Origin of the sequence: Pectobacterium polonicum, from assembly GCF_005497185.1 — a bacterium.
Taxonomy (GTDB): Bacteria; Pseudomonadota; Gammaproteobacteria; order Enterobacterales; family Enterobacteriaceae; genus Pectobacterium; species Pectobacterium polonicum.
In genome coordinates this window covers 91,170-112,976 of record NZ_RJTN01000003.1, presented here as the reverse complement: position 1 = coordinate 112,976, position 21,807 = coordinate 91,170, and the positions used below count along the sequence as shown (strand labels likewise).

Genomic DNA, 21,807 nt, shown 5'->3' with positions numbered 1-21,807 from the left:
GTCAGGGACATGCTATTCTGCTGATGTCGGTATTTTTCAGTGATAGTGATATTTGGCACATAGCGCAGTTGAATAAAAATTAATGTTGCTATTATGTGAACGAATTAACAATCAATTCAAATCCTGATATGCTGACGAGGCTGGACCGGACACTCTACTACCTTACATCCACACGCTGACACCCAGGCATGGACACCACAATTGGGAACAAGAGCGCCGGCATAATGAAGACAATGAGAGCGAGGAGAACGTCGTGCTAGAAGAATATCGTAAGCACGTAGCCGAGCGGGCTGCGCAGGGGATTGTTCCTAAACCGTTAGATGCCACGCAGATGGCCGCGCTGGTTGAGTCACTCAAGAACCCCCCGGCAGGCGAAGAAGAAGCATTGCTTGATCTGCTGATTAACCGTGTCCCCCCCGGTGTTGATGAAGCCGCCTATGTAAAGGCCGGTTTTTTGGCTGCCGTCGCTAAAGGCGAAGCCACTTCCCCCTTGGTTAGCCAGGAAAAAGCGATCGAGCTGCTGGGTACCATGCAGGGTGGTTATAACATCCATCCGCTGATTGATGCGTTGGATAGCGATAAGTTGGCTCCGATTGCCGCTGAAGCGCTGTCCCACACGCTGCTGATGTTTGATAACTTCTATGATGTGGAAGAAAAAGCGAAAGCAGGCAATGCGCACGCCAAGAAAGTGATTCAATCCTGGGCTGATGCCGAGTGGTTCCTGTCCCGTCCGAAACTGGCGGAAAAAATTACTGTTACCGTCTTTAAAGTCACCGGTGAAACTAACACGGATGACCTGTCTCCGGCACCAGATGCCTGGTCACGCCCTGATATTCCGCTGCACGCGTTGGCGATGCTGAAAAACGCCCGTGAAGGTATCGATCCCGATCAACCTGGTGCCGTGGGCCCGATCAAACAGATCGAAGAACTGAATAAAAAAGGTTTCCCGCTGGCTTACGTCGGTGACGTTGTCGGTACAGGATCGTCGCGTAAATCTGCAACTAACTCCGTGCTGTGGTTCATGGGTGAAGACATCCCTCACGTTCCTAACAAGCGCGGTGGCGGTGTGGTGCTGGGTGGCAAGATCGCGCCAATCTTCTTTAACACGATGGAAGATGCCGGTGCGCTGCCGATCGAAGTCGATGTGAACGATCTGAATATGGGGGATGTGATTGACATCTATCCGTATGAAGGTGAAGTACGCCGTCATGATACCAATGACGTACTGGCAACATTTGCGCTGAAAACCGACGTGTTGCTGGACGAAGTGCGCGCTGGTGGCCGTATTCCGCTGATCATCGGACGTGGACTGACGTCTAAAGCGCGTGAGTCACTGGGCTTACCGCACAGCGATGTCTTCCGTATTTCCAAAGCCGTTGAAGCCAGCAAAAAAGGCTTCTCACTGGCGCAGAAAATGGTCGGTCGTGCCTGTGGTGTCGCGGGTATTCGCCCTGACGAATACTGCGAACCTAAAATGACGTCTGTGGGTTCACAGGATACCACTGGGCCGATGACTCGTGATGAGCTGAAAGATTTGGCTTGTCTCGGCTTCTCCGCCGATCTGGTGATGCAGTCATTCTGCCACACCGCGGCCTATCCGAAGCCGGTTGACGTGACCACACACCACACGCTGCCTGATTTCATCATGAACCGTGGCGGCGTATCGCTGCGTCCAGGCGATGGGGTTATCCACTCTTGGCTGAACCGTATGCTGCTGCCGGATACCGTCGGTACAGGTGGTGACTCTCATACTCGTTTCCCAATCGGTATTTCTTTCCCTGCGGGTTCCGGTCTGGTGGCGTTTGCTGCCGCGACGGGCGTGATGCCGCTGGATATGCCAGAATCCGTTCTGGTGCGCTTCAAAGGCAAAATGCAGCCGGGCATTACGCTGCGCGACTTGGTTCACGCCATTCCGCTGTACGCCATCAAGCAAGGCCTGCTGACCGTTGAGAAGAAAGGTAAGAAGAACATCTTCTCTGGTCGTATTCTGGAGATCGAAGGTCTACCGGATCTGAAAGTTGAGCAGGCGTTTGAATTGACCGATGCCTCGGCGGAACGTTCTGCGGCTGGTTGTACGATCAAACTGGATAAAGCGCCGATCATTGAGTATCTGAACTCCAATATCGTGCTGCTGAAGTGGATGATCTCTGAAGGCTACGGCGATCGTCGTACGCTGGAACGCCGTATTCAGGGCATGGAAAAATGGCTGGCCGATCCGCAACTGCTGGAAGCCGATGCCGATGCCGAGTACGCGGCGGTGATCGACATCGATCTGGCCGATATCAAAGAGCCGATCCTGTGTGCACCGAACGATCCAGACGATGCGCGCTGGTTGTCTGACGTGCAGGGCGAGAAGATTGATGAAGTCTTCATCGGTTCCTGTATGACCAACATCGGCCACTTCCGTGCGGCGGGTAAACTGCTGGATAGTCACAAAGGCCAGTTGCCGACCCGCCTGTGGGTTGCGCCGCCGACCAAAATGGATGCCGCACAGCTGACGGAAGAAGGCTACTACAGCGTGTTTGGTAAGAGCGGGGCGCGTATCGAGATCCCAGGCTGCTCGCTGTGCATGGGTAACCAGGCGCGCGTAGCGGATGGTGCGACGGTCGTTTCTACTTCGACCCGTAACTTCCCAAACCGTTTGGGAACCGGTGCTAATGTGTATCTGGCATCTGCTGAACTGGCTGCGGTGGCTTCGCTGCTGGGCCGCTTGCCGACCTCAGAAGAGTACCAGACCTACATGTCGCAGGTGGATAAAACTGCGCAGGACACCTATCGCTATCTGAATTTCGACCAGTTAGGTCAATATACCGAGAAAGCCGATGGCGTGATCTTCCAGACGACTGTCTAACTCGCTATAGTTCGCATCCCTACACCGAAGGAGGCCTAAACAGGCCTCCTTTTTTTGTGCCTGCTTTACTTCACCATATCTGATTACAACAGATAGGCATCAAAGGTGAAGGTGCATCACTACAGTAGGGGGTAGAGGCGACTAAACTGAATAAAAGAAACATCATAGTGAGGATGGCATCATGGACTATGAATTTTTGCGGGATGTGACGGGTCAGGTCATCGTTCGTATGTCGATGGGACATGAAGCGATTGGGCACTGGTTTAACGAGGAAGTGAAAGGGCAACTGACGATACTGGCTGACGTTGAGGATGCCGCGCGTTCTGTTGCGGGCAGCGAACGGCAGTGGCGGCGCGTGGGCCATGAATACACGCTGCTGCTGGATGAAGAAGAAGTGATGGTGCAGGCGAATCAACTGTCTTTCACCACGGATGAGTTAGAGGAAGGCATGAGCTATTACGATGAAGAGAGCCTGTCTTTATGCGGCCTGGACGACTTTCTGACGCTGGTGGAAAAGTACCGCGAATTCGTCCTGCATTGATCGTGATAGCAAGCCGATCGTGTTGAAAACACCACCCGACGGGCGAGTGGTGTTTTTCACCAATCAGCCAAGGTCGGCATGACCAAAGCGTGTTTGCCAGTCATGATCGAACCGGTTAAGCGCATCATCAACCGCAGGATCTTGCAGGAACAGCTCAGCAACAGCAGGGTCGACGGTAATCGCCCGACACCCCGCCAGCAGGCAGTCCAGCACCTGACGCGGCGTGCGAAAGCTGGCTGCCAGCACTTGAGTCTGCGGGCTGTGCAGGTTAATCAGAGTTTGCAGCTCTTTCACTAGCGCAATTCCATCGCCACCCTGCGCATCAATGCGGTTGACGTAAGGTGCGATATAGCGAGCCCCCGCCAGCGCGGCATAAAACCCTTGTCCCGCACCGTATACGGCGGTGCCGAGGGTGGGAATATCCAGCGCCGTCAACTGTCTGATGGCACTTAAACCCGCATGCGTCACCGGTACTTTGACGACCAGAGAAGGAATCACATCTCTGAGCTTCAACGCCTCTTCCACCATCACGTCAGGATCGCGCGACATCACCTGAGCAAACAGCTGTCCTTCCGTGCCGATAACAGCCTGCATGTCCCGTAGCACGCTATAAATATCGGATTTTCCGCGTGCGACAATACTCGGATTGGTGGTCACGCCTTTAATCGGTAACACGCCTGCGAGTCGTTCTACTGCGGCTACATCCGCCGTATCTAAATAGAATTCCATCATTTCCCCCGTTAACTAAAACCGGTCTGTCGGATGACATTCATCGCGCGGGCTTAGCGCACGATAATACCCAGCAGAATACCCACCGCGCCGAAATCGGAATCGCTGAACGTGGTGTTTGCCAGCCCGATACTGCCCAGCACTGGCAGCAGGAACACAGGCAGGAAGGTAATCAGGAGCCCGTTGGCAAAAGATCCTAAAATCGCGCCGCGACGTCCGCCGGTAGCGTTACCGAAAACGCCCGCAGCCGCGCCGACGAAGAAGTGTGGCACCACGCCGGGAATGATCACCGTCATACCCAGCAGATAGAGCAGCACCATACCGACCACTCCAGCCGCAAAGCTACTCAGGAAACCGACCAACACGGCATTTGGGGCGTAGGGGAAGACGACAGGGCAGTCTAATGCGGGTTTTGCATTGGGAACCAGCTTGTCCGAAATACCTTTAAACGCGGGTACGATTTCCGCAATCACCATCCGCACGCCTTGCAGCACGATGTACACGCCGGCGGCAAAGGTAATGGATTGGATCAGCGAAAACATGAACCAGTTTTTCCCACCGGCATTCATCGTTTTCACCGCTTCTGGGCCAGCAAACAGACAGGTGAAAATGAAGATGAAAAACATGGTAAAGGCGATGGCGACCGGCGTATCACGCAGGAACAGTAGGCTCTTCGGTACTTCCATGTCTTCCGTTGATTTCTCCTTATTACCGAACTTGCTGCCGATAAACGCGGACAGCAGCTGTGATATCGCAGAGAAGTGACCAAAGGCGACGTCATCCGATCCCGTTACTTTCTTCATATACGGATGAATAATCGCAGGGAACAGCACCATTGATACCCCAACGACCAGCGATCCAACGGTAATCAGCAGCACCCCTTTCATACCTGCTGTCGCCAGAATCACCGCAACCATCATCGACATAAACAGCGTGTGGTGCCCGGTCAGGAAAATGTATTTCCACGGCGTAAAGCGGGCGATCGCGATATTAATGACCATCGCGAAGAACATGATCATCGCCATTTCGGTGCCGAAGTTCTTCTGTGCGACGGCGACAATGGCTTCATTGTTCGGTACCACACCGGCAATACCAAACGCATGGTGGAAAATCGCGGCGAAATCGCCCAGCGAGGACACGATCAGGCTCGCGCCCGCCCCGAGGATCAGGAAACCCATTACGGTTTTCACCGTTCCCTTGATACATTCCGTGGCCGGTTTTTTCTGTGCAATCAGGCCGATAAGCGCAATCAAACCGACTAGGATGGACGGCTCAGACAGCACATCACTCATTAAAAAACGGAAGAATTCCATTTTTGATTCCTCGCTTATAACGCGCCAAGTTCTGTCAGGGCGACCGACAGGCGTTCTTTCATCGCCACTTTATCGATCATGTTATTCAGGGACACAATTTTGCCCCCCACCGCCTGCGCGACGAGCTGATCGGCAATATCCTTTGTACCGACAAAGATGTCGCTGTCCGTGCCTTTCGCCGAACCTAAATCCACGTGATCTACGTCAGCAACTACGCCGAGTTCTTTAACGATGTTTTTAATGCTCATTTCCATCATCAGGCTGGTACCAAGACCGTTACCGCATACGACTGTAATTTTCATAATCTGTGTCCTCTGGTGGCGATTAATAACGAGAAATAACGGAAAGCACCTGTTCTATCTCCGTCGCGTTAATTAACGCGGCGACGTCATCAGGCGTGTCGAACAACTGAGCAAGCTGTGAAATAATATCGATGTGGCTATTGCTGTCCGTGGCGGCCAAAACAATCAACAAATGCACGGGGTCGTTACCTTCAGAGTGGAAAACCACGCCGTCACGAATCAGCGTCAGGCTGACACTGAGTCTGTTCACACCGTCTTCTGGGCGAGCATGCGGCATGGCGATCCCTGGGCCGACAACGTAGTAAGGGCCGATGGCCTCATGAGAGCGATAGATGGCCTCAACATAGGTGGGCTCAATGGCTCCATTATCTAGTAAAGGCTTACAGGACAGGGAGATAGCGTGACGCCAGTCATCACTGGCAGGTAAAATCTGAATAACGTTTGGTGTTAGTAAAGTGTTAAGCATTAGGGTCACCTCTGTATCATTCCGAACGCAGGATAGTGTGCCAGTCCCGAAAATAATGTGATTAATATCTAAAAAGATAGCGCTAACTGATATGAGTATCATTAACTGTGACCTGCTTAGCACAAGCGGGGCTATGACGTGTTCCCCTCGTGTAGACGCAGGCACACTGTCGATGACGCTGTATGGGGTGTAGCAGGAAAATCGTGATGTACGCACGGCGTCTTGTCTGAAAGCAATGGGTAACAGGTTTTATCGTGGCTGTGTACCGAGAAAAATGACGAATGGAGAGGAAGTGAGCATGCGCAAGCGTCGCAGTACCGGTAAGGTTACGCTACAGGATGTCGCCGACTACGCGGGCGTAGGGACGATGACGGTATCGCGCGTGATGCGCAAACCCGATCTGGTATCTGAGAAGTTACGGAGAAAAGTGGAACTGGCCGCCAGAACACTTGGCTATGAACCGAATCAAGAGGCCAGCCAGCTTACTGAGAGCACGAATCGTGTGACGTTGCAGGATATTGCAAGGTATGTGGGGGTTGGTGCCATGACGGTGTCCCGCGCATTAAGGGAACCAGGGCTGGTTTCTGACGCCACGCAGAAGAAAATCAACGATGCGATAAAAACGCTGGGCTATGTACCGAACCACGCGGCGGGAGCACTGGCATCGTCCTTCCAGCCCAGTATCGCGGTGCTATATCCTTTTCAGCAAGATCGTGCCAGCATTCGTTTCGTGCAGGCATTGCAGCAGGTCGTTGGCAAACAGAGTATCCCGTTGATCATGGGTTGCCATGAATATCGTCAGAATACTGAAGCGGGAATGGTTGAAAAACTCTTACAGCAGCGGCCTGCGGCACTGGTGTTGTTCAGTGCGCAACTTTCACAACGTACTCAAGACATCATTCAGAACAGCAACGTTATTACGGTGAACGTTTCCGGCGCTTCCTCGTTGAGTACGAACATTAATATTGATATCGACCTCGCCGATGCGGCAGAGCAGCTAACCCTTTCGCTGCTGGATAAAGGGTATCGTCACATTGCTTATATTGGCGCTCATACCGATAACCGCTTGCAAAAACAGCAGTTGAACGGCTGGAATAAAGCCATGCTGGCGCACTACCACAATGCAGATTTGAAAATCACGATCCCAGAGGCACCCAGCCTACAGTTTGGTCGCTATGCGATGATCGAGCTGCTACAGAACCAGCCTGAGTTGGACGCGATTATCTGTAGCCACGAGGAAATTGCCATAGGTGCACTCTTTGAATGCCAGCGCCGTCTGATGAAAGTCCCTTACGATCTGGCGGTTGCCTGCCTGGATGGTTCTGAACAATGTGAACACACGTTCCCAGCGCTGACTGCGATGCGGCTTGACTATGAAACGTTGGGGGAGGAAGTCGGGCGTCTGGTACTCGCCATGATGGACAACAACGCTCATCCCCCCGTACTGGAAAAGGTTAAGTTTATTTTTGAGCCTCGGGCGAGTAGTTAACGGGGAGAAAAAGCGGCAGAGATAAACTGACCACTAAGATCTTACAATCAAAACATGGCGTTGTTGCAGCCCAGAGCCGACTTATGCAACAACGCTCCATCGATCCCATTCCCTGTTTTTCGCTCCTTCCAGCCATTTTTCGGATATCAGCAGGCCTGATATTTCTATTTCGAATTTATTAATCATAACGTTATCTACATTTCTATTTGTCTGTACGCGACACCTGCGAACTTTTCCAGCTTCTCCCGTTGAGAAGGCTGAGATCGGAAAATAATTTTTTTAACAGAACTGCAACAAGATAAAACGGTCAAATACACACATTCGGTCATATTCGGTCATTGTGGTGCGCTGTCACTATTTTTTCTTAATTTGGATGTCGGTAAAAAAAATGGCGCATAATGGCATTAAGTGTGAAGTTGATCACAATAATTAACAGTTATCTTCAACTGATTTCATTTTTATTTGATTCATATCACTTAATTAAAACTGCCAATTTTACCCCTTGGTACTCTTGCACAGTGCACATTTTTCGAACTCTCTATCCATTACTTTATTAACACAGGAGGTCATCATGCTACCGATTGAACGTCAGCGGCGGATAATGGAAATATTAACCCTGAATAGCCGTGTACTGGTGGCAGAGTTAGTGAGTTTGTTACAGGTTTCTCAGGAAACGATTCGCCGTGATTTATCAAGTTTAGAAAAGAAAGGCATGTTATTGCGGAGTCATGGCGGTGCAGTATTAGCGCAAAAACACCAGGGAAATATAATAAATAATATAAATAAGAATAATGAGTATGAATTAACCTTTCACCAGCGCACGAATGAAAATATTTCGCAAAAAATGCAGATAGCTAAACGTGCGCTGGATTTTATTAGTGTGGGAGACTGTTTATTACTCGACAGTAGCACCACATGCTGGTTTCTCGCTCGACAATTACCCGATATAGAATTAACGGTAATAACCAATTCACTACGAACGGTACAGACGTTGGCACCGAAAGGTAATATTCGCACAATCTGTCTGGGTGGTGAATATTCCGATCGTGATGAAGATTTTAATGGTGTAGTGGCAGAACAGCCGTTAAAAGAGTTTTTGATTAATAAGATTTTCTTTTCCTGTAGCAGTTTGGGTAATGACGGTTATTTACGTGAAGGAAATGAAAATAAAGCACACCTGAAACAGCAAATGTTGTTTGCTTCAGAAAGGAAATATTTGCTGATGGATGCGAGTAAATTTTTGCATCCTTCTTTTGCACGTATTTGCCATTACCGTGATGTGGATTTTCTTATTACCGACAAAATGGACGACAAAGATCTAACACAGGAATTGGCCTGGAACGGTGTCAATATTATTGATTGCTCGCAACGTCCCCAGTCCATGCAGTTAATTAATAACTAACAAGATCATCACCCTGGAGAGATTATGAAAAAAACATTCCTCGCCTGTACCCTCCTTGCCTTATTGAGTTCAGCCCACGCCGATGCTGCCGAGAAATTACGTATGGGCGTCGTCGTCAAAATTGGTGGTATTCCCTGGTTTAATGCAATGGAAGCGGGCATCAAAAGCGAAGCGGCCAAACTCGGTATTGATGCCTGGCAGGTTGGCCCTACTGCGGCTGACCCTGCTCTACAGGTTCGTGCCATTGAAGACTTAATCGCACAGAAGGTGGATATCATTGGCGTCGTGCCGAATGACCCGAAAGTGCTGGAACCCGTGCTCAAACGTGCGCAAGAGGCGGGTATTAAAGTTCTGGTGCATGAATCTCCTGGTCAGAAATATGCAGACTGGGATTTTGAGCTGGTGGATGCGCCGACCCACGGTATTAACCATATGAAAGCACTGGCTGCATGCATGAAAGAGGAAGGTAAATACGCCATGTATGTAGGGAGCCTGACGGTGCCTTTACATCAGGAATGGACCGATGCCGCGCTGGAATATCAAAAAACGCACTATCCAAAAATGCAGTTGGTAACCGATAAGTTTGGCGTCGGTGAATCGCTGGATGGGTCTATCCGCACCAGTAACGAACTGATGTCTAAATACCCTGACCTTAAAGGCATCATGGCCTTTGGTTCACAAGGGCCGATTGGGGCGGGACGTGCGGTGATGAACCGTAATAAAACCGATCAGATCTGTGTGATTGGCGCGTTTAGCCCTGGACAAGGGGCCACGTTGGTCAACCGGGGTGCCATCAAAGGCGGCTATATCTGGAACCCGAAAACGGCGGGCGAGGTGTTTGTTCGGTTGGCCGACATGATGCAGAAGAATCAGCCGATTACAGACGGTATGACGATTGAGGGATTGGGTAAGGTCAATGTGGATGCGCAGGCGCGTACCATTCTTGGCAACAATACCGAAAGCCTTGATAAAGCCAATTTGCCAAAACTGATCGAAATGGGGCTGTAGACCAATGACGCTGACCGAACCACAGACGTTGATTGCGCTCGGCTCTGTCTCCAAGACGTTTGGCGGCAACCGCGCATTGCACGAGGTCGATCTGTCATTGGCTGTCGGGGAGGTTCACTGCCTTGCTGGTACCAATGGCTGCGGCAAAAGTACGTTGATAAAGGTGATTTCCGGCGTGTACGCGCCGGATGCTGGTAGCCAGATTTCGCTCTTTAACGGTGAGACGGCGCCGGAAGCGCAATTTCCCCGTCTGACCCCCAAGCAGGCGCGCGAATTTGGGGTTCAGGTGATCTATCAGGATCTGTCGCTGTTTCCCAATCTAAGCGTGGCGGAAAACATCGCGTTTGAACACAACCTGAAGGGGTTGCTGGGCTGGTATCGCGCAGGAACGCTGCGGGAAACGGCGCAGCGGGTCATTGGTGAACTGAATTTTGATCTGGATCTGGATGAAAAGGTGTCTGCTCTATCCATCGCCCAGCGCCAGCAGGTTGCCATCTGCCGCGCGCTAGTGGCAGATGCCCGACTGGTGATCATGGATGAACCGACAGCATCGTTGACGCGGACCGAAGTGAACCAGTTGCTACGTACCGTGCGTTACCTGAAAGAGAAACGTATCTGTGTGGTGTTTGTCAGCCATCGTCTGGATGAGGTGCTGGAGATCTCCGATCGCGTCACCGTGATCCGTGATGGGCGGAAGATTGGCACCTGGCCTGCCAGTGAAATGGATGGTCATCGTCTGACTGAACTGATGACGGGACTAACGCTGGATTATCAGCGTAAAACGCCAACGCTGAATCCAGACCGTACGCTATTGGAGGTGGCTGGCCTGACCCGTGCAGGCCAGTACCACGACATCAATTTTACTCTGCGTGAAGGGGAAGTTCTGGGGCTGTGTGGGCTGTTGGGCTCTGGGCGAACAGAACTGGCACTGTCTTTATTCGGTATGACGCGTCCCGATAGCGGAAAGATCTGGCTGGATAGTAAGCCGGTGACCTTCCGTAACCACGAAGACGCGATCAAGGCGGGCATTGGCTACGTTTCTGAAGATCGTCTGACTCTGGGGCTGGTGCAGCAGCAGTCGGTTGCAGACAACATGGTGTTGACCATCCTCGATCAGCTTCGCAACCGATTCCACCTGATTGATGAGTATCGTAAAAATAAACTGATCATGAGCTGGATCGAGCAGCTAGGGGTGCGGATGGCCGATCCGCAGCAGGCGATTTCTACCCTGTCTGGGGGCAATCAACAGAAAATCGTGCTGGCGAAATGGGTGCTGACGCAGCCGAAAATCCTCATTCTGGATTCGCCCACGGTGGGTGTCGATGTGGGGGCGAAAGCCAGTATTTACGCGTTGATCCATCAACTTGCGCAGGAAGGGCTCGCCATCATCCTGATCTCTGACGAGGTGCCGGAAGTGTATTACAACTGCGACCGGATTTTACACTTTCGCAATGGCGCTATTCACGCGGAGTATCAGCCAGAACAGCTGGAACAACAGCAACTTGCCGAGGTGATCAATGCCTGATTTCTCCTTTTTCAAACCCAAAAGTAGCCAAGGATGGCTGGCCTGGGTGTTGCTTGTCGCTATCGTGTTTTTCTCACTCACCAGCGACCAATTCTTGTCGATGCAGAACCTGCTCGATCTGGCGGAAAGCTATGCGGTGACAGGGATCTTTGCGTTGGGGCTGTTCGTGGTGCTGGTGACCGGGGGAATCGATATTTCATTTGCCGCGGTGGCGTCGGTCGTGCAGTACCTGATCGCCACGCTGTTCATTCAGTTTCAATTCGATAATGCCGTGCTCAGCATTGTACTGGCGATTGCCTGCGGCATCGTGTTCGGCATGGTCAACGCGGTGCTGATCTATTCGCTGAGAATCGTCTCGATCATCATCACGATCAGTATGCAGTCGCTGCTGTTCGGCCTCCTGATGTGGTTGACCGACGGCCGCAGCCTGTACACGTTGCCCGAATGGTGGGTCACGCTGCGGCAAGTCTTGCCGTTTACGCTGAACGGCCTGCCTTTTCAGGTCGGACTACCTCTGGTCACGCTGCTGGTGATTACTGGGCTGACCTGGATTCTCCTGAATAAAACTCATCTGGGGCGCCAGCTCTATGCGGTCGGTGGCGATCAGGAATCCGCTCGCCGAATTGGCATTCGGGTGGGGCTGATCCATCTCTTCGCCTATGGCTATTTAGGGGCGATGGCTGCGATAGGCGGACTGGTGCAGACCTATCGCATGGGTGAGGTGGTGCCAAATGCGCTCGTGGGCGGAGAACTCGACGTGCTGGCCGCTACCGTACTCGGCGGTGCCAGCCTGATGGGGGGGAAAGGGACGGTTCTGGGTACGCTGATGGGGGTCTTTCTCATTGCCATCCTGAAAAACGGTCTGAATCTGATCGGTGTGTCGAGTTACTTCATGAATATCGTTATCGGCGTGGTGATTATGCTGGCCATCGCCGTCACACATTACAAAAAACGCAAAGAAACCGACGTCAGCTTTGTGTGACCGACCGGAGGGTCCTGATGAAACGATACATCTTCAAACCGAGCGGCGCTGACGTAGGACTATTGTTCCTCATCGCACTGTGCTGTGCGCTGTTTAGCGTGATGCTGCCCGGCCGTTTTTTTACTACCTCGACGTTCATGAGTATGGCATTTCAGCTTCCCGAACTGGGACTGCTGACGCTGGGTATGTTTATCGCCATTCTCAGCGGTGGGTTAAACCTGTGCATTATTGCGACGGCGAACCTGACCAGCCTGTTTATTGCCTGGGTGTTGCTGCACTTTTTGCCTGAAGGGGCAGGAACGGTGATGCAACTGCTGTGGCTGGGGATTGGCCTGCTAGGCGCATCGGTTATTGCCGTGGTGATTGGTGCGTTAACGGGCTTTATGGTCACGAAAGTGGGGGCGCACCCCATTCTGGTGACGCTGGCGAGCATGATGACGGTTAACGGAATCGGCATCTGGTTAACCAAAGGGGCGGCCGTTAGCGGAATGCCGGATGTCTTGCGCACGCTGGGTTCCGGCACGTGGCTTGGCATTCCGTTGCCGCTCTGGTTGTTTATGGCCGCCGCTGGTGCACTGGCTCTGTTTCTCGGCAAAACGCGGGCAGGAAAGTGCATTTATATGGGCGGAAGCAACATTAATGCCACCTGGTTCAGCGGCATCAATACGCATCGAATGCTGATGTTGGTGTACGTCATTTCCAGCCTGATGTGCGTGTTGGCTGGACTGGTGATGATGGCGCGTTTTAACTCGGCTCGTATGGGATACGGCGACTCCTACCTACTGCTCACGGTGCTGGCGATCATTCTTGGCGGCACCGATCCAAACGGCGGATTTGGTCGGGTGACTGGCGTAGTGCTGTCGCTCATCGTGCTCCAGATCCTCTCCACAGGCTTCAACCTGATGAATATCAGCCAGCACTTCAGCCTGGCGATGTGGGGAGCCGTGTTGATTGTCGTCCTGGCGCTGAAATTCTTTAAAGCTCGCTACTCCGATTACCGTGCGGTGCGCCTGAGTGCCTTACGCGCCCGCGCCGCTCATTTAACTGAAAAAAAGGAAATCTGATGCGTACTAAAATTTCTCCCTCGCTGATGTGCATGAATCTGATGGAGATCAAGCAACAGTTGGCAGTCTTAAACTCGCGTGCGGATTTTTTACATGTCGATATCATGGATGGGCACTACGTGAAAAATATCACGCTGTCACCGTTCTTCATTGAGCAGATTCGGCCACATACGCCGCTGGTGATAGATGTACATCTGATGGTGGAAACGCCGACTGATTTTATCGATGCGATTGCGAAGGCGGGGGCGGACTACATTTGCCCTCACGCTGAGACCATCAACCGAGATGCGTTTCGAGTGATCAATCAGATCCGCGCGCTAGGCAAAAAAGTGGGAGTGGTGCTGAATCCGGCGACGCCGATTGAATTTATTCATCACTATATTCATCTGCTGGACAAGATTACGATCATGACGGTTGATCCGGGCTATGCGGGACAACCCTTTATCCCTGAAATGCTGCAAAAGATCGCGCAGTTGAAGGCGTTAAAGCAGCAGCATGGCTATTCCTATCTGATTGAGATTGATGGATCTTGTAATCAAAAAACCTACGGTATGCTTTTGGCTGCGGGGGCGGAAGTCCTGATTGTGGGGACATCGGGACTCTTCAACCTGCATGACGATCTGGCAACCTCATGGGAAACCATGACGGGACACATCGCGCAGGCACAGCGCCTGATACAGGAGTCGGCATGACTGAACGCTGGCTGGGGATCGATATTGGCGGGACCAGTACACGGTTAATGCTGATGGATGCGCAGCACCAGTGGTCGGGGTTTCGCAAGATAGCAACGGAGAGTTGGGCGCAGCAGCCTGATGCGCTGGCCGCCTTGACGGAGGTAATTGCGCAGACGCTGGAACAGCAGACGGTGAACGGCGTGATGCTGGGGCTACCGGGGATTTTGAGCCGCGACCGCCAATCCGTGCTGTCGCTGCCGTTTATCCCAGCGCTGGATGGTCAGCCGGTTGCCCAGAAGATTAGCGAACGTTTGGGCATACCTGTGGCGATGGATAAAGACGTCAACCATTTGATGCTGTGGGATTTAATGCAGTTGAAAACGCTGCCGGACACGGCAATGGGGATTTACCTTGGTACAGGGATTGGCAATAGTCTGTGGCTTAATGGCCGTTTTTATCACGGCGAGCACGGCGGTGCGGGTGAGTTGGGGCATATACCCTGGCCGGATAATCAACAGCCTTGTCCCTGCGGTAACGTTGGCTGTGTAGAAACCCTGACGTCGGGGAACTGGTTGAAAAACTGGGCAATTCAGCAGGGGGACTCCGCCATGTCGTCACTGTTTACGCGCTGGGGAACGCACCCGGATTTACAGGCGTTTATCGATCGGTTGGCGAAGGTCGTTGCGATGGAAATGAATATTTTCGATCCCGACTATCTGGTTCTTGGCGGAGGCGTGCTGTCGATGGCCGATTTTCCGCATGCTGCCCTACGCGATGGGATTTGGCGGCACCTGCGCCCGCCAATGACACGAGAGAAGCTAAACATGGTGTTCAGTGAGGCGACGGATTATACCGGCTGTCGCGGAGCCTGTCTGGCAGCGGAGCGTCAATTCGGGAGAAAGGCATGAAAGGCAAGGTTTGCGTATTTGGCTCGTTCAATCTGGATATTGTGGCGGGCATGTCCCGCTTTCCGCAGCCGGGAGAGTCGCTGATCGCGCATCGCAGCATGATGGGGCCGGGCGGAAAAGGGGCAAATCAGGCGACGGCGGCGTTGCGTGCGGGTGCGCGCGTACACTACATCGGTAAAATTGGTAATGATGACTTCGGCCTGTTTGCCCGGCGTCATCTCGAAAAGACCGGCTTTGATGCCATTACGCTGTTTACCTGTAAGGAAAAACCGACGGGGAATGCGCTGATCTATGTGGCCGGTAATGATGCGGAAAATATGATTTCCGTTTATCCCGGTGCCAATTTGATGGTAACGGCGGCGGAGATCGCGCGCTGCCAGCCGACGGTCGCCGCCGCAGATATTTTATTGATCCAGCTAGAAAATAATCTAAGTGCGATTCAGCGCATTGTGGATAGCGCGCAGGCAGCGAATACCTTCATCATTATGAATCCCGCTCCCTGGCAGAAAGTAAGCGATGCTTTGCTCAGTAAGATCGATCTGCTGACGCCAAATAGCACCGAGGCAACGCTGTTGACGGGCATCTCCGTCACCGATATCGACAGCGCCCAGCGTGCCGCTACGGTGCTGCATCAAAAAGGGGTACGGCAACTGGTGATCACGCTTGGCATGCAGGGGGCATTTTTATCCACTGGTGATACTCAGGCACATATTCCTGCGTTTCCTGCGCAGCCCAAGGACACCACGGGAGCGGGCGATGCGTTTAATGGCGCGCTGGCCGCGAGGCTGGCAGCGGGTGACACTCTGGAACAGGCGGCACTATTTTCCTCCGCCTATGCCTCACTTTGCGTTGAGCGCGAAGGTGCCGCACATGCGATGCCGCGCTATGAGGAAGCGCTTGAACGGATGCAACAGCATGCAGAGCGGTTGCATGATGTGGGGAACGTGCGTTAGCACGTTACATACTCGAAAACATATTCATGATAACGCCTCCGCTGATAATGAGCGCCATTGAAAGTACAGCGGGTAAATCCGGTTTTTGTTTATAAAGCAGCATTGAAATAAATGTCACGCCGACGATGCCAAAACCGCACCATAGGGAATAGGCTACGCCCACGGGTAAATAGCCCATTGCACGGGTTAACGAAAAATAGCAGAGGCAATAAGCGAGAATAACGATAACGGAAGGCGTGCGTTTTCTAAATCCATCGGTTTTTTTGATCATCGAAGTGCCGGTGATTTCTGAGCCAATGGACAGTGCCAACCATAAAAATCCGTTTAACATAATAGGTATCCTTATTATTAATGAATGATTTTGGTATTTAATGGTTGATTCTGGTCAGTGCTGGTTATTGCTTCAGGTTGTTCATCTGTGCCCATTTTAGAAAAGAGATTCATGATTGCTATACCCGTCGCAATCACTACCATTCCAATGATGGCGGGAATATCGGGATGCTGGTCGTAGAAAATAATACTGAGCGTTGAGACTAATAAAATACCCGTGCCAGACCAGGTGGCATAGGCCAGCCCCACGGGAAGATGTTTTACGGCTTTTGACAGTGAATAATAACAAATGCAATACAGCAGAATAATAACGGCCAATAAGGCTATCTTTGCTGAGCCCTGACTATTATCAAACATTTTTAACGTGGACGTGGCAGACGTTTCTGACAAGATGACGAATAACATCCATAGCCATGACTGCTTTCTGGGTGACATAGTATTGCTCCTGATTGATGTGCTGTTAAGAATACCTTGTGTGGTTTTCTCTTTAATGACGAACCAGCCGAATGTCGAAATCAAATTCGTCAAAGAACGTGGCCAAACGGTTTAACTCTTCCTCGCTGTAGCTTGGATCGGCTTTGATTGGATAAATTGCGCCTAGTCTTTCGTATTTTTTGCGGCCTAACTGGTGGTAGGGCAAGATATCGATACGCCGCACATTGCCACGTTCTGCGAGTTTTTGTACGTAGCGAATCGCCCCCGTGATGGCGTCATACGAATCGTTATACCCGCGAACGAGCGGCATACGAATAACGATATTTGCACCCAATTCGACCAGATGCTCCAGATTGCGCCGTATGTTTTCATTTCCTATGCCAAACAGCGCCTTATGCTGATTTGTGTCGATATGTTTGATATCGAAGAGGAACATATCCGTTACCGTTGCCAGTCGGTCATAATGTGAGAGTGATGTCGTTCCCTGCGTTTCTACTGCGGTATTGATCATCTTTTGTTTGCACGCCTGAAGGAGCGCAACGGCAAAATCCGTTTGCAGGCTCACCTCTCCGCCGCTGAGCGTCACGCCGCCGCCCGAAGACTGATAAAAACTGTAGTCTTGCATGATGACGGTCATCAATTCTGCGACCGTCACATCTTGCCCTATGATATCAAGCGCATGAGAAGGGCATGCCGTCTCACATTTTCGGCAACCTGTGCATTGAATAGTGCGATCGACATGATGAAATCGCTGCCCACGCTCATCAGCGATCAGTGTATGAATGTTATGGGGACAGACTTCGACACATTTGCCGCAGTGCTGGCATTTATCCGGCGAGAACATGATTTGATAGGCGCGACGTATCCCCTCTGGATTGGCGCACCACGGGCAGAGAATATTGCAGCCTTTCAAAAAAATCAGCGTGCGAACGCCTTCCCCATCATGGAGGGAGTATTTCTGAATATTAAATATTCGGCCGGTGATGTCTTTTGCTAATTCCATTTCACTCCCCACATTCCACTCTACCTGCGGCAAGGTAAACATCCTTGTTCACGGTGTGTGCCTTACTTACTCCCCTACGCGTGCCGAGGGTTCAGAATTTCTCAATCATGGTGCGGCTAATGATTTCATCCTGAACCTCTTTGCAGAGCTCAATGAAGTACGCGCTATAGCCCGCCACGCGGACGATTAAATCACGGTATTTCTCCGGTGCTTGCTGGGCTTTTCTCAACACCTCATCGTCAACGTAGCTGAATTGCATCTGACCATTGCCCAGAATAGATGACGTTCTCAGCAGGGTGATCAGTCCGTTGCGACCTTCCGGCGTGTCCAGCATGCCTTTAAGGAATTTGAAGTTATGCACCATGCCGATGTTCATGCTTTCAACATTCATTTTGCTGACAGACTTGATGCTTGCCGTCGGCCCTTTTTTGTCTGCGCCCTGTGTTGGGCTGATCCCGTCGGAGAGTGGGGTCCATGCCAGACGCCCGTTTGCGCTGGCTGCGGTGAGTGCGCCGATTGGCGTGTTGTTGGAGATAGATAAGGTGCCGTGGCTAAAGGTGGAATAGAGCATCTTGTATTGGCGGCACTCGCGCTCCGTCCATTCCGTGATATCAAGCGCGAGCGGGTCAACATCACTGTCGTCATTGCCGTATTTCGGGGCATTCAGGCAATCCCTATGCAGTGTTTCGTAGCCTGAAAAGTTGGCTAACAGTGCGTCACGCAGTTGTTCCAGCGTGTACTGACGGTCTTCATAGACGAGTTTCCGAATGGCCATCATGGAATCGACGTAGGTGGCTAACCCAGAGAAGATGAGCCCAGGTCCATGATTGATGACCGCTCCGCCAGCGGTGACATCCCGGCCGGTTTCCATGCAGCCTTCTACCAGCAGGGACATCAGTGGTTTAGGGGCGATATCACGATGTACGCGCTGACTGATCACGGTGCCAATGGCCGACAGGCGGATGATGTGTGCAATCTGCGTTTTCACCGCACGGTCAAACGCCTCAAAGGTGTCCAGCGTGTTCAAGTCGCCGGTATCCAGCCCCTGAACACGATCAAATAGGATCATGCGGCCACGGTTTAACACGAACTCAATGGCAATCGGCCACTGGGTATAGCCCGTCGATGTCCACTGATAAATACGACCTGATTTTTGTGGCTCTACGCAGCCCATCAGGCAGTAGTCGCGTGCATCGTCAAAATCGAAGCCCTTGCGTAACATCATCTTGATATGGGAATCATCGAAGTGACATGCTGGGAAACCCATACCGGATTTGACCACATCGACAATTTTTTCCATGTACTCATGGGGCGATTGGTTATGAATCCGGCAGGCAAGCGAAGGTTGATACACCTTCACAAAACGTACTGCATCCATGATCAGGTAGGTGAGATCGTTACAGGCATCGCCTCCGGTGCGTTTCTGCCCGCCCACCGTCAAGTTGATAAATGGCTGATAGCCGGCGAAATATTTTGCACCACTTTCGCTGGACATCCACATCAGCTCTGCACATTTCAGAATGAACATCTGTAGCAGCTCCAGTGCCTGCCCACGCGTCAGGCGGCCGGATTGAATGTCGGCTTCATACATTGGGTAGCAGTACTGATCGACACGGCCTAACGAAATACCGGTCTGGTTTTCTTCAATTTCAAATAAAGACTCCAGCGTCCAGATGCTTTGCAGGGCTTCCTGCAACGTTTTCGGGGGATTGGCAGGCACGCTCTCGTTGACGTCAGCAATCATCAGGAGTTCGGCGCGCCGTGAGGGATCGGTTTCCTGCGTGGCCTGCTCACGCGCCTGTGCGGCAATGCGGCTTGCATAGGTCATGACGCCATCGCAGGTTTCAATCGCGGCCTTGTAGAAGTAGATACGATCGATATGAGCCGGATCTTCCATACCCAGTTCGGCAAGCTTTGCTTGCGCATCGGCTTTGATGCCTTTCATCCCTTTCGTGAAGAGCAATACGTCATAGCCTGGGCAGGTATCACCGCCGCCGTTGATCTGATGGTAAGACAGATCGCTGACAAAGGTTTCTCCGCTGAATGCCCAAAGGCCGGCTTCACGATATTGTGCTTCGCACACCTCATCCAGCGAGCGGCCTTGCCAAAAGGGCGCGATTTCTTCGCGGATCGTTTTTTTATCGTCTTCTGAGATCTGAAACGGGTCCTGAGGGCGCGTGCTCATGGTGTCCAGTTCATCCTGCACCCAGCGCCAGGCGATATCGGGAGAAAACGCACCCGCGCGCGGTTTACCGCAGGGATGGCCGACGATCAATTCTTCATCCTGAATCAGGATGGGGGCGGTTTCGCAGGCGCGACGAAAGGATTTGGCGCGTAGCAGAATGGGTGGCAGTCCGGGATTGTGTTTCGCGACGTCGGTAAAGGCTAACGCGCGATAAATAGAGACACTGGGACGTGCTGCTAAATAGCGGGTGCGCAGACGCTGCATGCGTGGCGTAAGCGCTTCTTGCTCTGCGGCGATGTCATCGGCAGAAGATTTTTTGCCGCTATTCTGCCCGGCTATTTTTCCGCTATTCAATATACTGTTACCGAGTGAGAAAGGGATTGTGTCGGGGGCTAACGTGTCATTATCCATACGAGAATCTCCTGCTGTTTTTTTTCTGATTCAATAAAGGGGATAAGAAAATTACTGTGAACAATCTCCGAAATGCGCAATAGGTAGGGAAGGTATCTATCTGAATATCGATGTTAATATATTTACTAATGGGTATTTTTACGGCTTTGATGGTTTTTTATTGAATAGATGGCTATTCAATATATTGAACTTATGTTTTATTGCATCGTTAGTTTTTTTAATTAATGGCTTGTATTTTAATGGTTGTGATTTTTTCTTTATTTTTAATTGCTCAAAGTAGTGTAGGTGCTATTTAAATAGGGGTGAAGGTGATGTTGTTAATTGATTGACTAAGATCAATTCATTATGTTTTATTTTTCGACGTAATTTATATTATTATTCTATTAATTATTGTTGAAGAATATATTCACAATAAATAAAAAGGATTTTATATGCACGGTATAATTAGATTGGCAGGGAAATGGTAGAGGGTAAGAGAATTCAGGCCAATCACCGCTGAAGAAAATTGGCCTGTAATAATGAAACGTGCGCTACAGTGAGGCACCGCCGCAGATTACCAACTGTTGTCCGGTAATGGCTGCCGCTGAAGGGGAGAGCAGATAGCCTACCAAATCGGCCACTTCCTGCGGCTGAATGAAACGGCCAATCGGCGGTAGCTTCGGCGGAGAACTCTGGCGTCCCGGCATCGTCAGCATCGGGGTTTCCGTTGCGCCCGGCGCAACAATGTTGACTGTAATTCCACGCGGTGCCAGCTCCGCCGCCCAGCTTCTCGCCATACCCATCATCGCGGATTTTGTGGTGACGTACTGGCTGCGCCCCGCCGCACCGCTGGAGGTGCGACTGCCCAGTAGCACGATTCTGCCCCCTTGCGGCAGCTTATCGACCAGCCGATCGGCAAGTACCTGCGCTGCGTTGATATGCAAGCGCCACAGTGTTTCTCCGTCTTCTAACGAAAGCTGACCGAGTGGAGCAGATTTCATAATGCCAGCCGCATGGATAACGGCATCAACCTGCGCAATCTCGTCCAGAATAGCGGTCAGCGCGTGCGTATCCATGATATCCACCGCACGGTGGGTAAAGTGTGGATGTGAATAGTCGCCCGGCTTGCGTGACAGGCCGGTTACCCACCAGCCTTCCGCCAGTAATTTTTGTGTGATGGCGGCACCGATCCCTGAGCTGCTACCGGTAATCAGGGCGTGTTTAGGGGCTATCGCTGACATGACATCATTTCCTTAA

General features: G+C 51.6%; 19 protein-coding genes and 1 pseudogene. 11 read left to right on the top strand and 9 right to left on the bottom strand.

What is annotated here, in order from left to right:
• Positions 1-253 precede the first annotated feature (253 nt).
• Both acnB and yacL read left to right on the top strand, forming a co-directional pair.
• Entirely contained in the window at positions 254-2,851 is a 2,598-nt protein-coding gene (gene acnB, locus EDI29_RS05175; protein WP_137740021.1) for a bifunctional aconitate hydratase 2/2-methylisocitrate dehydratase, read from the top strand.
• Positions 2,852-3,032: 181 nt separating this feature from the next.
• Positions 3,033-3,392: a protein YacL gene (yacL, locus tag EDI29_RS05170; RefSeq protein ID WP_137740020.1), complete on the top strand. Its 360-nt coding sequence runs from the start codon at positions 3,033-3,035 to the stop codon at positions 3,390-3,392.
• A gap of 63 nt (positions 3,393-3,455) precedes the next feature.
• On the opposite strand, the gene fsa is transcribed toward yacL, so the two are convergent.
• Genes fsa through EDI29_RS05150 form a run of 4 tightly spaced genes read right to left on the bottom strand, consistent with a single transcriptional unit; the run spans position 3,456 to position 6,202 of the window.
• Positions 3,456-4,121 carry a fructose-6-phosphate aldolase gene (gene fsa, locus EDI29_RS05165; protein WP_137740175.1) on the bottom strand — a complete coding sequence of 222 codons (666 nt, stop codon included), beginning with the start codon at positions 4,119-4,121 and terminating at the stop codon, positions 3,456-3,458.
• 53 nt (positions 4,122-4,174) lie between these two features.
• On the bottom strand, positions 4,175-5,434 hold the full coding sequence (locus EDI29_RS05160; RefSeq protein WP_137740019.1) for a PTS ascorbate transporter subunit IIC: 1,260 nt from the start codon (positions 5,432-5,434) through the stop codon (positions 4,175-4,177).
• Between the two features lie 14 nt (positions 5,435-5,448).
• A complete protein-coding gene (locus EDI29_RS05155; RefSeq protein WP_010286822.1) occupies positions 5,449-5,736 on the bottom strand; it encodes a PTS sugar transporter subunit IIB in 288 nt (95 codons plus the stop codon).
• 22 nt (positions 5,737-5,758) lie between these two features.
• A complete protein-coding gene (locus EDI29_RS05150) occupies positions 5,759-6,202 on the bottom strand; it encodes a PTS sugar transporter subunit IIA (protein WP_137740018.1) in 444 nt (147 codons plus the stop codon).
• A 298-nt stretch (positions 6,203-6,500) separates the two neighbouring features.
• Here EDI29_RS05150 and EDI29_RS05145 point away from each other — a divergent pair, with 298 nt between their 5' ends.
• From EDI29_RS05145 to rbsK, 9 genes are all read left to right on the top strand, one after another.
• Positions 6,501-7,691 (top strand): LacI family DNA-binding transcriptional regulator, encoded by a 1,191-nt coding sequence (locus EDI29_RS05145; RefSeq protein ID WP_137740017.1) that lies wholly within the window; start codon positions 6,501-6,503, stop codon positions 7,689-7,691.
• Positions 7,692-8,262: 571 nt separating this feature from the next.
• Positions 8,263-9,093: a DeoR/GlpR family DNA-binding transcription regulator gene (locus EDI29_RS05140; RefSeq protein WP_137740016.1), complete on the top strand. Its 831-nt coding sequence runs from the start codon at positions 8,263-8,265 to the stop codon at positions 9,091-9,093.
• A 24-nt stretch (positions 9,094-9,117) separates the two neighbouring features.
• The gene (locus EDI29_RS05135; RefSeq protein ID WP_137740015.1) at positions 9,118-10,101 is read left to right on the top strand and encodes a substrate-binding domain-containing protein; all 984 of its coding nucleotides are present in this window, start codon (positions 9,118-9,120) and stop codon (positions 10,099-10,101) included.
• A gap of 4 nt (positions 10,102-10,105) precedes the next feature.
• On the top strand, positions 10,106-11,626 hold the full coding sequence (locus tag EDI29_RS05130) for a sugar ABC transporter ATP-binding protein (protein ID WP_137740014.1): 1,521 nt from the start codon (positions 10,106-10,108) through the stop codon (positions 11,624-11,626).
• Complete coding sequence (locus EDI29_RS05125) at positions 11,619-12,608, top strand: ABC transporter permease (protein WP_137740013.1); 990 nt, start codon at positions 11,619-11,621, stop codon at positions 12,606-12,608. The genes EDI29_RS05130 and EDI29_RS05125 overlap by 8 nt, the downstream gene beginning before the upstream one ends.
• 17 nt (positions 12,609-12,625) lie before the next feature.
• Positions 12,626-13,672, top strand: a complete 1,047-nt coding sequence (locus EDI29_RS05120; protein ID WP_137740012.1) for an ABC transporter permease — start codon at positions 12,626-12,628, stop codon at positions 13,670-13,672.
• Positions 13,672-14,364 carry a D-allulose 6-phosphate 3-epimerase gene (alsE, locus tag EDI29_RS05115; protein ID WP_137740011.1) on the top strand — a complete coding sequence of 231 codons (693 nt, stop codon included), beginning with the start codon at positions 13,672-13,674 and terminating at the stop codon, positions 14,362-14,364. The genes EDI29_RS05120 and alsE overlap by 1 nt, the downstream gene beginning before the upstream one ends.
• Positions 14,361-15,254, top strand: coding sequence for an allose kinase (alsK, locus tag EDI29_RS05110; RefSeq protein WP_137740010.1), 894 nt, complete (start codon positions 14,361-14,363; stop codon positions 15,252-15,254). Before alsE ends, alsK begins: the two co-directional genes overlap by 4 nt.
• On the top strand, positions 15,251-16,207 hold the full coding sequence (gene rbsK, locus EDI29_RS05105) for a ribokinase (RefSeq protein WP_137740009.1): 957 nt from the start codon (positions 15,251-15,253) through the stop codon (positions 16,205-16,207). Before alsK ends, rbsK begins: the two co-directional genes overlap by 4 nt.
• A 4-nt stretch (positions 16,208-16,211) precedes the next feature.
• On the opposite strand, the gene EDI29_RS05100 is transcribed toward rbsK, so the two are convergent.
• From EDI29_RS05100 to EDI29_RS05080, 5 genes and pseudogenes are all read right to left on the bottom strand, one after another.
• Positions 16,212-16,538: a DMT family transporter gene (locus EDI29_RS05100; protein WP_137740008.1), complete on the bottom strand. Its 327-nt coding sequence runs from the start codon at positions 16,536-16,538 to the stop codon at positions 16,212-16,214.
• A gap of 17 nt (positions 16,539-16,555) precedes the next feature.
• A complete protein-coding gene (locus tag EDI29_RS05095; protein ID WP_137740007.1) occupies positions 16,556-16,972 on the bottom strand; it encodes a DMT family transporter in 417 nt (138 codons plus the stop codon).
• Positions 16,973-17,024: 52 nt separating this feature from the next.
• Positions 17,025-17,975, bottom strand: coding sequence for a choline TMA-lyase-activating enzyme (gene cutD / locus EDI29_RS05090; RefSeq protein ID WP_137740174.1), 951 nt, complete (start codon positions 17,973-17,975; stop codon positions 17,025-17,027).
• A gap of 91 nt (positions 17,976-18,066) precedes the next feature.
• Positions 18,067-20,442 (bottom strand): annotated as a pseudogene (gene cutC / locus EDI29_RS05085) (choline trimethylamine-lyase); the annotation flags it as partial.
• Between the two features lie 659 nt (positions 20,443-21,101).
• Positions 21,102-21,791, bottom strand: coding sequence for an SDR family NAD(P)-dependent oxidoreductase (locus EDI29_RS05080; RefSeq protein WP_137740005.1), 690 nt, complete (start codon positions 21,789-21,791; stop codon positions 21,102-21,104).
• Between the last annotated feature and the right edge of the window lie 16 nt (positions 21,792-21,807).